Genomic DNA, 10,113 nt, shown 5'->3' on the forward strand with positions numbered 1-10,113 from the left:
GGACGCACATAAGGAAGCGACCGTGAAGTTCACCATTTACCAGGACAGCCGCATCGGCAAGCGCAGTTCGAACCAGGACCGCCTGGCGTACTGCTATTCGCGCGAGGCGCTGCTGATGCTCGTCGCCGACGGCATGGGCGGACACCTGCATGGCGACGTCGCGTCGCACATCTGCGTGCAGTTCATCACCGAGGCCTTCCAGCGCGAAGCCCGTCCGGTGCTGCCCGACCCCTCGATGTTCCTGTCGCGTGCCCTCACCAACGCGCACAACGCGATCCTCGACTACGCCTTCGACAAGAACTTGGCCGAAGCGCCGCGCACGACCGTCGTCGCCTGCGTCGTGCAGGAAGGCTTCGCGCAGTGGGCGCATGCCGGCGACTCGCGGCTCTATGTGCTGCGCCGCGGTCAGGTCGCGATGCACACCAAGGATCATTCGCGCGTGCAACTGATGATGGATCAAGGTCTCATCAACGCCGAGGAAGCCGCCCGTCACCCCAGCCGCAACCGCGTCTACAGCTGCCTCGGCGGCCATCATGCGCCGCAGGTCGAGTTCTCGAAACGCCTGCCGCTACGCGATGGCGACGTGCTCGCGCTGTGCTCGGACGGAGTGTGGGGCCCGGTCGGCGACGCGTTGCTGGCGACCGAGCTCTGCGCCGGCGACGTCATGACCCAGGTCCCGAGACTGATGGACAAGGCCGAGGAGCTCGCGGGCGCCAGCTGCGACAACCTGTCGATGATCGCGATGCAATGGCACGACGACACGACGCAGCCGCATGCGGACGCGATCTCGACGCAGACCATGGCGCTCGACAACTTCACGACCCAGCTCGAAGCCTTCGAGCGCACGACCCAGTCGCCGACCGCCCGCTACGACATCACCGACGACGAGATCGAGAAGGCCATCGACGAGATCAACTCCGCCATCCAGAAATACAGCAAATAGGAAAGCCTTCATGCGCCCCAGCCAACGCCGCGCCGACGAACTGCGTCCGGTCCGCATCACCCGCAACTTCACCTGCCACGCCGAAGGCTCGGTGCTGATCGAATTCGGCGCAACGCGCGTGCTGTGCACGGCGAGCGTCGAGGAATCGCTGCCGCCCTTCCTGCGCGGCAAGGGCCAGGGCTGGCTCACGGCCGAATACGGCATGCTGCCGCGCTCGACGCACACCCGCAGCGCGCGCGAAGCCGCGAAAGGCAAGCAGAGCGGACGCACGCAGGAAATCCAACGTCTGATCGGCCGCAGCCTGCGCGCGGTGGTCGACATGACGGCGCTCGGCGAACGTCAGATCATCATCGACTGCGACGTGCTGCAAGCCGACGGCGGCACCCGTACCGCGTCCATCACCGGCGCCTGCGTCGCCGTCCATGATGCGATCACCAAGCTCGTCGCCGCGGGCAAGCTCGCCAAGAACCCGATGCGCGACTTCGTCGCCGCGGTGTCGGTCGGCATCCACAACGGCCAGCCGGTGCTCGACCTCGACTACGTCGAGGACTCTGCGTGCGACACCGACATGAACGTCGTGATGACCGGCGCCGGCGGCTTCGTCGAAGTCCAGGGCACGGCCGAAGGCACGCCTTTCTCGCGCGAGGAACTCAACGCGCTGCTCGCACTCGCAGAAGGAGGCATCCGCGAGCTCGTCGCCCTGCAGAAGGCGGCGCTCGCGCAGCAGTGAGATCATTATGAGCAAACGACTCGTCCTCGCCAGCAACAACGCCAAGAAGGCCGCCGAAATGACGGCGCTGCTCGCGCCGCTCGGCATCGAAGTGGTGCCGCAAGCGGCGCTAGGCATTCCGGAAGCGGAAGAGCCGCACAACACTTTCATCGAGAATGCGCTCGCGAAGGCACGCCACGCCTCCGCGCTGTCCGGTCTGCCGGCGGTCGCCGACGATTCGGGCCTGTGTGTGACCGCACTGGGCAACGCGCCGGGGGTGCAGTCGGCGCGCTATGCGGGCGAGCCGAAATCGGATGCGCGCAACAACGCGCTGCTGCTGCAGCGGCTCGAAGGCGTCACGGACCGGCGCGCCTACTTCTACTCGGTTGTCGTGCTGGTGCGCCACGCCGAAGACCCCCGCCCGCTGATCGCCGACGGCGAATGGCACGGCGAGATCCTCGATGCGCCGCGCGGCGACGCGGGCTTCGGCTACGACCCGCTGTTCTACGTGCCCGAGATGAACCAGACGGCCGCCGAACTCGAAGCGAAGCTCAAGAACACGCTAAGTCACCGGGGCGCAGCGATGCGGCATCTCCTCGCACGGCTGGAGACCGATCCGCTGTGAGTGCTGGTCCCGCGAGCAGTCGCCGCGTTATCCCGCTGACGGTCGCCCCGGCCGCCGGCGCGAGTTCCCTCGCCTTGCCCGACCGCCCGCAACTCATGGCCTCACCGCCGCTCGCGCTGTACGTGCACTACCCGTGGTGCGTGAAGAAGTGCCCCTACTGCGATTTCAATTCGCACGCCCAGCGCGGCGGCGAGATTCCGGAAGCGGCCTACATCGACGCGCTGCTCGCCGACCTCGAATCGGCGCTGCCGCAAGTGTGGGGCCGGCGCGTGCATTCGATCTTCATCGGCGGCGGCACGCCCAGCCTGATCTCGTCGGCGGGCCTCGATCGCTTGCTGACCGGGATCCGCATGCTGGTGATGCTCGACCCGCTGGCCGAGATCACGCTGGAGGCGAATCCGGGCACGGTGGAAGCCCAGCGCTTCCGCGACTACCGCGCGGCGGGGGTCAATCGGCTGTCACTCGGCATCCAGAGCTTCGACGACCGCCAGCTCGCGCGCCTGGGCCGCATCCACGGCGGCGACGAGGCGCGGCGCGCGATCGACATGGCGCTCGCGCACTTCGAGCGCGTGAACCTTGACCTGATGTACGCGCTGCCCGAGCAGACGCTCGCCGAAGCGCTCGCCGACCTCGAAACGGGGCTCGGCTTCGGCGTCACCCACCTCTCGTGCTACCACCTGACGCTGGAACCCAACACGCCCTTCGCGCATTCGCCGCCGCCGCTGCCGGACGACGACCTCTCGGCCGACATGCAGGACGCGATCGAGGAACGCCTCAGGGACGCGGGCTTCATCCATTACGAGACCTCGGCCTTCGCGAAGCCCGGCCAGCAGTGCCGCCACAACCTCAACTACTGGACCTTCGGGGACTATCTCGGCATCGGCGCCGGCGCGCACGGCAAGCTGTCGAGCCACGAAGGCATCGTGCGCGAGATGCGCCACAAGCACCCGACCCGCTATCTCGAAGGCGCAGCGCGACGCGATTTCGTGCAGGAACGGCGGGAAGTCGGGGTCGCGGAATTGCCCTTCGAGTTCATGATGAACGCGCTGCGGCTCACTGAAGGCTTCCCGCGCCGGCTCTTCGCCGAGCGCACGGGCCTACCGCTGGCCGCGATCGAGGCGGAACTGATGGAAGCGCGGCAGCGCGGTCTCGTCGAGATCAACGCCGAGGAGATCCGCCCCACCGAACAGGGGCGGCGCTTCCTCAACGACCTGCTGACGATGTTCCTGCGGGACTGAGCACAAGCCCATCGCAGGCGGCGCAGAGCACAAAAGACGAGGCGCACGGCCGCGGATGGGCTTGCATTCGGCGCATTACGGCTATCGCCTAACGCGTCCTACATGCTTGCCTGCTCGCAAGCTGTACCGGGCCTACTACGGGGCCTCGCACAGGCAATGCAGGTAGATGTGCTGCGGATCGTTCCAGCGCAGCAGCTCGGCCGCCTCGGCCCGTAGCCCCGAGAACACGCGCTGCAGCGGCGAGTCGACCGCCGCACTCGCCGGCATCGCGGCATCGATGAGGCGGCGCATCAGCAATTGCAGGGGGTGGATCTCGGGCGTCTGCCACACGGTTTCGTAGTGCTCGATCCCCGCCCGCTTCGCCGCTGATGCGATCGCACCGTCGACGCCACCGAGATGGTCGACGAGCCCGAGTTTGCTCGCGGTCTCGCCCGTCCACACGCGGCCGCGCGCGATCGGGTCGACGTCGGCGACCGGCATCGAGCGGGCGTTCGAGACGGTCTGCAGGAAACGCTGGTAGCTGTGGTCGACGCCGAGCTGGATCGCCTTCGCGAGGCCGGGATCGAGCGGGCGACGCGGGTCGAGGGCGCCCGCGAGCGGGCCGGTCGAGACGCCGTCGGTCGTCACGCCGAGCTTGTCGAGCGGCTCGGCGAGTTCGGGGAACAGCGCGAACACGCCGATCGAGCCGGTGAGCGTCTCGGGACGTGCCCAGATCTCGTCGGCGCCCGCGGCAACCCAATATCCGCCCGACGCGGCGACCGAACTCATCGACGCGACGACGGGCTTGCCGGCGCGACGCGTCAGTTCGAGCTCGCGCCGGATCACTTCCGACGCCCAAGCGCTGCCGCCGGGGCTGTCGATGCGCAGCACCACGGCCTTCACGTGGCCATCCTCGCGCGCTGCGCGGATCTCGTCCGCGAGGCTATCTCCGCCCACCGATTCGCCGTCGTTGCCGCCGTCGACGATCGCGCCCTGCGCGACCAGCACTGCGATGCGGTCCGACTCGTGGGGACGTGCGGCGCGTACCGCCGCAATGTAATCGGAGGCCTCGATGTGGCGATAGTCCTTGCCGTCATCGGCGCTGCCGACGCGCGACTTCAGCATGTCGCGCCACTCGTCGCGCTGGCTCATGCCGTCGACGAGCCCGGAGTCCTGTGCCGCCTTGGCCGGGTCGCCCGCGGCATCGGCGAGCACGCCCGGGTAGTCCGACACGTAGCGTTCGAGTTTCTCCGGAGCGAGTTTGCGTGAGCCCGCGACGCCGCTACGCATTCCGTCCCACAAGCCCTGCAGCAGGTCGCGCGTCGCCGCGCGGTCTTCGTCCGACATGTCGGAGCGCGTAAAGGGCTCGGCGAAAGACTTGTACTCGCCGACACGGAACACATGGACCTTCACGCCGAGCTTGTCGAGCGCGCCCTTGTAGTAGTTCGAATAGCGGGCGAGCCCGGTCAGCAGCACGAAACCGTCGGGCGCGACGTGGACGACGTCGGCGACGCTCGCGAGGTAGTACTGCGCCTGCGTGAAGCGTTCGCCACGCGCGAACACGGGCTTGCCGGTGGTCTTGAACGCGACGAGCGCGTCGCGCAGCTCGGCGAGCTTCGACAGGCCGGAGCTCCCCATGCCGTCGGTGTCGATCACGATCGCCTTGATGCGCGAATCCTCGCGCGCGGCCTGGATCGCCTCCAGCAGATCGCGCAGCGGGGTGCGCGCGACCGGCACGCCGCCCGAGCGCACGAGTCCGAGCGGATCATCGAGCGTCATCTGTTCGACGATCGTGCCCATCGGGCGCACGAGCAGCGCCGCCCCGTCGGGGACGCCCGGCGCCGGACGCAGCGCGACGACGACGATCACCGCAACGATGGCGACGAAGACGAGATTGATCAGGACGCGCCGCACGAGGTCGATTGCGCGCCCGAGTCCCGCCAAGAACCTCCCTACCGAACCCATCTCCCCTGCTCTCCCTCAGCGCGGGCTCAGGCGCCGCGGCGCCGGAACACCAGATCCCATACGCCGTGGCCCAATTTCAGGCCGCGGTTCTCGAACTTCGTCAGCGGCCGGTAATCCGGGCGCGGCGCAAAACCGTCGGCGGTGTTTTCCAGCAGCGCTTCGCCGGAGAGCACCTCCATCATCCAGTGAGCATACTCCTCCCAGTCCGTTGCGCAATGCAGATAGCCCCCGGGCGCGAGGCGCGAGGCGATCAGCGCGACGAAGTCGGGCTGGATGATGCGGCGCTTGTGGTGGCGCTTCTTGCGCCACGGGTCGGGGAAGAAGACATGCACGCCCGCGAGCGCGCCTTCCGGGATCATGTCGCGCAGCACCTCGACGGCGTCGTGCTGCATGATGCGCAGGTTCGCAAGCCCACCTTCGGCGATCAGCTTGCACAGGCTGCCGACCCCCGGCCCGTGCACCTCGATGCCCAGAAAATCCTTGTCCGGCGCGGCGGCAGCGATCTTCGCCGTGGTCTCGCCCATGCCGAATCCGATCTCGACGATCTTCGGCACAGCCCGCCCGAAGGCGGCGTCGAGGTCGAGCGGCGCGACACGGTAGGGGAGGCCGACTTTCGGCAGGGTCTCGTCGAGATGGCGCTGCTGCGCAACCGACATGCGGCCCTGGCGCAGCACGAAGCTGCGGATCGAGCGACTGGAGAAGCGCGCTTCCGGGTCGTGAGCCGGATCGTCGGCAAGCGGATTGGAGTCGAGGGATTCGGGAGTATCGGGACGGCTAGCGGTCATGAGGCGGCAAACGAACGAGGCCCCGCCGCGGTGCGAACCGCCGGCGGAGCCCGGTGAAGGGAAAGGATCAGGAGCCGATCAGGCCTTGGGTCGGCGAGCTGGGGTCAGCGGAGTACAGCTTGCGCGGCATGCGGCCGGCGAGGAAGGCTTCGCGCCCGGCCTCGACCGCCTTCTTCATCGCGCTCGCCATCAGCACCGGCTTCTTCGCGTGCGCGATGGCGGTGTTCATCAGCACGCCGTCGCAGCCGAGCTCCATCGCGATCGCGGCGTCCGACGCCGTGCCGACACCGGCATCGACGAGCACCGGCACCTTGGCTTGGTCGATGATCAGGCGCAGGTTCCACGGGTTCACGATGCCCATGCCGGAGCCGATCAGGGACGCGAGCGGCATGATGGCGACGCAGCCGATCTCTTCGAGCATCTTGGCCTGGATCGGGTCGTCGGCGCAGTAGACCATCACGTCGAAGCCGTCCTTGACCAGGATCTCGGCAGCCTTCAGCGTCTCGGGCATGTTCGGGAACAGCGTCGCCGGGTCGCCGAGCACTTCGAGTTTGCACAGCGGATGCCCGTCGAGCAGCTCGCGCCCGAGCCGCAACGTCCGGACCGCGTCCTCGGCGTTGTAACAGCCGGCCGTGTTCGGCAGGATCGTGAATTTTTCGGGCGGCAGCGCGTCGAGCAGGTTGGGCTCGCCCGCGTTCTGGCCGATGTTGGTTCGGCGGATTGCCACCGTGATGATTTCGGCGCCGCTCGCGTCGATCGCGGTGCGCGTCTCGTCGAAATCCTTGTACTTGCCGGTCCCGACCAAGAGACGGGAGCCGTAGGACTTGCCTGCAATCACCAGTGAGTCGTTCATGTTCGACCTGCGGGAATTCGGGTTGGAAGAATACGGACGTGCAGCAGCTTTCGTAAGCTCTCAGCCGCCGCCGACGGCGACGACGATCTCGAGCCGGTCGCCTTCGGCAAGCATGACTTCGCCGTGCCGGCCCTTGGGCACGATCTCGCCATTGCGCTCGACGGCCAGCCGCTTGCCGGCGAGCTCCCTGCCCTGCAACAGGGCGAGCACGCTCAAGCCTTCGTCGAGGGATTCGTTCTGACCGTTGATGGTGACCTGGATCATGCGAGTGCCGAAAAGAACGCGTAAACGGCCTTAAAGTTTAGCATGTGCGCGGGCGGCGATTCCGCTCCGCACGTAGCGTTCTGGACTGTGATGCGCTTGCCGGATCCGCGGTTCCGGCCCAGCCTGAGTGTTGAGGTGAAATCCCCGGCGGCGGGAGCCCGAGATCACGGACACTGACGCGTTCGGCCGTCGCTGGCCGCCCATCGTTGCGCAACGCCTTGCCTGTCATTAGAATGGCGCCCTGCCCGACGCAATTCGGGCCTCCGAGCGGGCGTCGTATAATGGTAATACCCTAGCTTCCCAAGCTAGAGCCGTGGGTTCGATTCCCATCGCCCGCTCCAGAACTCAATGAAAAAGGCCAGCGCTGATGCTGGCCTTTTTCATTTCCGGTCTTATGGCCTCATTCGAGGCAGCACAGATCCCCCGCCGGCTCGGGGCAACGGCAACCCGCGTGGCGCGCGATGCTGCGGTGGATCGCCTTGAAACGCTCGTGCACGGTTTCGCCGAAGAGCGGATCGGCGGCGAAATGGACGGCGGAGTTGACGAGGAACCAGTCGCGGCTGTCGAGTTGGGCGGCGAGGCGCGGGAAGATCTCGCGCTCCTCGGTGTCCATGTGTCGCGTGAGCAGCGCGACGTAGGTGCGCACGTCGGCGTCGAGCGTCGCGCGCAACATCGGCACCCCGTCGGCGGCCGCGTCGAGGTCTGCGGCGAGGGTCGCGCTGCTGGCGGAAATCGCCTGGTGTTCGCGTGAGAGTTCCCCCACGAGGCGCCACGCGACTTGGTCGCGCGCGAGCAACTGCCTGAACGCCGCGTCCTCGCGCGGATGATGGACGAGGTCGGGGTATTGCGTCATGTAGAACACGACTTCCGACATCAGTTCGTAATCCGGCCGCGCACCTCGGACGAAGCGTTCGGTCTCTGATTGCAGCAGATTGAGCAGCTTGCGGTAATTGGCATGCTCGGCGTGCCATTTTGCGATGTGTCCGGACATGGCGGTCTCCAGTGGGGTTGGGCGACGTCCGGCGTTGTCGACACCGGAGTGATTTCGCACGACTTCATCGTCGGCCGATCCGCCGGTGTCGGAAATGATTTTTGTCATTCAGCGCGCCTCAAGAAGACTGGCGCAGCAGGGCGAGGCGGATACGCTCGATCGCGTGCGAGGGGCTCAGCCCCTTCGGGCAGACCTCGGTGCAATTCATGATCGTGCGGCAGCGGTAGAGGCGATAGACGTCGTCGAGGAAGGCGAGCCGCTCGGCCGTGGCCGTGTCGCGCGAATCGGCGATGAAGCGGTAGGCCTGCAGCAGGCCGGCGGGGCCGATGAACTTGTCCGGGTTCCACCAGAAGGACGGGCAGAAGGCGCTGCAGCAGGCGCACAGGATGCACTCGTAGAGCCCGTTGAGTTTTTCGCGCTGTTCCGGCGATTGCAGCCGCTCGCGCTCGGGCGGCAGCGCGTCGTTGATCAGGTAGGGCTTGATCGAGTGGTAGTGGGCGAAGAACTGCGTCATGTCGACGACGAGGTCGCGGATCACCGGGAATCCCGGCAAGGGGCGCAGCACGACCGGCTCCCTGAGGCCCGCCAGCGACGTGAGGCAGGCGAGCCCGTTGCGGCCGTTGATGTTCATCGCGTCCGAACCGCACACGCCTTCGCGGCACGAACGGCGGAAGGACAGGCTGTCGTCGACGGTCTTCAGCCGCATCAGCACGTCGAGCAGCTTCCTGTCGCCCGCCTCGGGGGCAAGCTCATAGTCCTGCATACGAGGCTTGGCCCCGGTTTCGGGATTGAAGCGGTAAATGCTGATGCGCACGTTCCCTCCTCCCCGGCTTGTTCAGGCCGCACCGGGCAGTTGCGCCGCGATCGTCAGCACGACGCGGACCAGGATCGCGGACAGCAGCACGGCAAGCAGCGTGAGCAGCGCCAGCCGCAGCGCCGGGGCATGGACGTAGTCGAGCACGATGTCGCGCGCGCCGATCCAACCGTGCAGGCACATCGCGCCGAAGAAGACGACGATCAGCACCGCGCCATGGGAGCTCGTCGCCAGCGCGTGCCAGCGCGCGTAGCTCACTGGCGGACCGACGAGCAGCACGGCCGCCGCCAGCGCGAGCAGGACCAGCAGCACGAGTGCGCTCGCGCGCTGCAGCACCCAGGCGCGTTGCCCGGCGAAGAGTCTCATGTCAGCCACCGCAACGCGGCGGCCGCCGCAATGATCGCCGCCGCGAGGATCACCGCCCACGCGCTGATCCGCGCCTGGGCAAGACGGCTGCCGGCGCCGACGTCCATCAGCAGGTGGCGCAGGCCGGCGAGCAGGTGATGGGCGGCGGCCCAGACGACGACGGTGAGCAGCAGCGCGCGGGAAGGCGCGGAAACGAGCTCCCGCAGCGCCTCGAACTCGGCCTCGCTGTGCAGCGAGCGGTCCAGCGAAAGCGCGAGCGGCGGCAGGCACAGGAGCAGCAGGACGCCCGAAATCCGGTGTCCGATGGAGGCGACGGCCCCGATCGGGAAGCGTATCTGCCACAGGTTGAGGAATTTCGGGCCGCGGGATCGTGCTCGCATGCTGGCCTCCCATCGGGGAAGAGCGGACGTCCGTTGGACTATAGGAAGCGGACTCGAAAGAGTCACCCCTTATCGCAAGCCTTCGGCCGGCGAAGTGTGCGAAACCGGGAATTTGCGCTGGTGCGTCCTGACGGATTCGAACCGCCGACCTCCACGATGTCAACGTGGCGCTCTAACCAACTGAGCTAAGGACGCACGTGC

The 10,113-nt window shown here is 67.3% G+C and carries 12 protein-coding genes and 2 tRNA genes; 5 read left to right on the forward strand and 9 right to left on the reverse strand.

Features of this window, described 5'->3' with window-relative positions; translation table 11 throughout:
- The first annotated feature begins 22 nt into the window (after positions 1-22).
- The 4 genes from VJ673_RS00465 to hemW are packed head-to-tail and all read left to right on the forward strand — an operon-like array spanning position 23 to position 3,515.
- On the forward strand, positions 23-943 hold the full coding sequence (locus VJ673_RS00465; RefSeq protein ID WP_324124050.1) for a PP2C family protein-serine/threonine phosphatase: 921 nt from the start codon (positions 23-25) through the stop codon (positions 941-943).
- A 10-nt stretch (positions 944-953) separates the two neighbouring features.
- The gene (rph, locus tag VJ673_RS00470) at positions 954-1,673 is read left to right on the forward strand and encodes a ribonuclease PH (protein ID WP_324124039.1); all 720 of its coding nucleotides are present in this window, start codon (positions 954-956) and stop codon (positions 1,671-1,673) included.
- A 7-nt stretch (positions 1,674-1,680) separates the two neighbouring features.
- Positions 1,681-2,277 carry an RdgB/HAM1 family non-canonical purine NTP pyrophosphatase gene (gene rdgB, locus VJ673_RS00475; RefSeq protein WP_324124040.1) on the forward strand — a complete coding sequence of 199 codons (597 nt, stop codon included), beginning with the start codon at positions 1,681-1,683 and terminating at the stop codon, positions 2,275-2,277.
- Positions 2,274-3,515: a radical SAM family heme chaperone HemW gene (hemW, locus tag VJ673_RS00480; protein ID WP_324124041.1), complete on the forward strand. Its 1,242-nt coding sequence runs from the start codon at positions 2,274-2,276 to the stop codon at positions 3,513-3,515. Before rdgB ends, hemW begins: the two co-directional genes overlap by 4 nt.
- 135 nt (positions 3,516-3,650) lie before the next feature.
- Here hemW and sppA read toward each other — a convergent pair whose 3' ends face one another.
- From sppA to thiS, 4 genes are all read right to left on the reverse strand, one after another.
- Positions 3,651-5,459, reverse strand: coding sequence for a signal peptide peptidase SppA (sppA, locus tag VJ673_RS00485; RefSeq protein ID WP_324124042.1), 1,809 nt, complete (start codon positions 5,457-5,459; stop codon positions 3,651-3,653).
- Between the two features lie 26 nt (positions 5,460-5,485).
- The gene (gene trmB, locus VJ673_RS00490; protein WP_324124043.1) at positions 5,486-6,244 is read right to left on the reverse strand and encodes a tRNA (guanosine(46)-N7)-methyltransferase TrmB; all 759 of its coding nucleotides are present in this window, start codon (positions 6,242-6,244) and stop codon (positions 5,486-5,488) included.
- Positions 6,245-6,311: 67 nt separating this feature from the next.
- Positions 6,312-7,097, reverse strand: coding sequence for a thiazole synthase (locus tag VJ673_RS00495; RefSeq protein WP_324124044.1), 786 nt, complete (start codon positions 7,095-7,097; stop codon positions 6,312-6,314).
- 60 nt (positions 7,098-7,157) lie between these two features.
- A complete protein-coding gene (gene thiS / locus VJ673_RS00500; RefSeq protein ID WP_324124045.1) occupies positions 7,158-7,361 on the reverse strand; it encodes a sulfur carrier protein ThiS in 204 nt (67 codons plus the stop codon).
- 267 nt (positions 7,362-7,628) lie between these two features.
- On the opposite strand from thiS, the gene VJ673_RS00505 reads away from it, so the two are divergent.
- Positions 7,629-7,702, forward strand: a tRNA-Gly gene (locus VJ673_RS00505).
- A gap of 59 nt (positions 7,703-7,761) precedes the next feature.
- On the opposite strand, the gene VJ673_RS00510 is transcribed toward VJ673_RS00505, so the two are convergent.
- The 5 genes from VJ673_RS00510 to VJ673_RS00530 form a co-directional block, all read right to left on the reverse strand.
- Complete coding sequence (locus VJ673_RS00510) at positions 7,762-8,352, reverse strand: hemerythrin domain-containing protein (RefSeq protein WP_324124046.1); 591 nt, start codon at positions 8,350-8,352, stop codon at positions 7,762-7,764.
- Positions 8,353-8,470: 118 nt separating this feature from the next.
- Positions 8,471-9,166, reverse strand: a complete 696-nt coding sequence (locus VJ673_RS00515; protein WP_324124047.1) for a succinate dehydrogenase iron-sulfur subunit — start codon at positions 9,164-9,166, stop codon at positions 8,471-8,473.
- A gap of 21 nt (positions 9,167-9,187) precedes the next feature.
- Positions 9,188-9,532: a succinate dehydrogenase, hydrophobic membrane anchor protein gene (sdhD, locus tag VJ673_RS00520; RefSeq protein ID WP_324124048.1), complete on the reverse strand. Its 345-nt coding sequence runs from the start codon at positions 9,530-9,532 to the stop codon at positions 9,188-9,190.
- A complete protein-coding gene (gene sdhC, locus VJ673_RS00525) occupies positions 9,529-9,912 on the reverse strand; it encodes a succinate dehydrogenase, cytochrome b556 subunit (RefSeq protein ID WP_324124049.1) in 384 nt (127 codons plus the stop codon). Before sdhC ends, sdhD begins: the two co-directional genes overlap by 4 nt.
- A 118-nt stretch (positions 9,913-10,030) precedes the next feature.
- Positions 10,031-10,107, reverse strand: a tRNA-Val gene (locus VJ673_RS00530).
- Positions 10,108-10,113 lie beyond the last annotated feature (6 nt).

Source organism: Aromatoleum sp. (assembly GCF_035254505.1).
Lineage (GTDB): Bacteria > Pseudomonadota > Gammaproteobacteria > Burkholderiales > Rhodocyclaceae > Aromatoleum.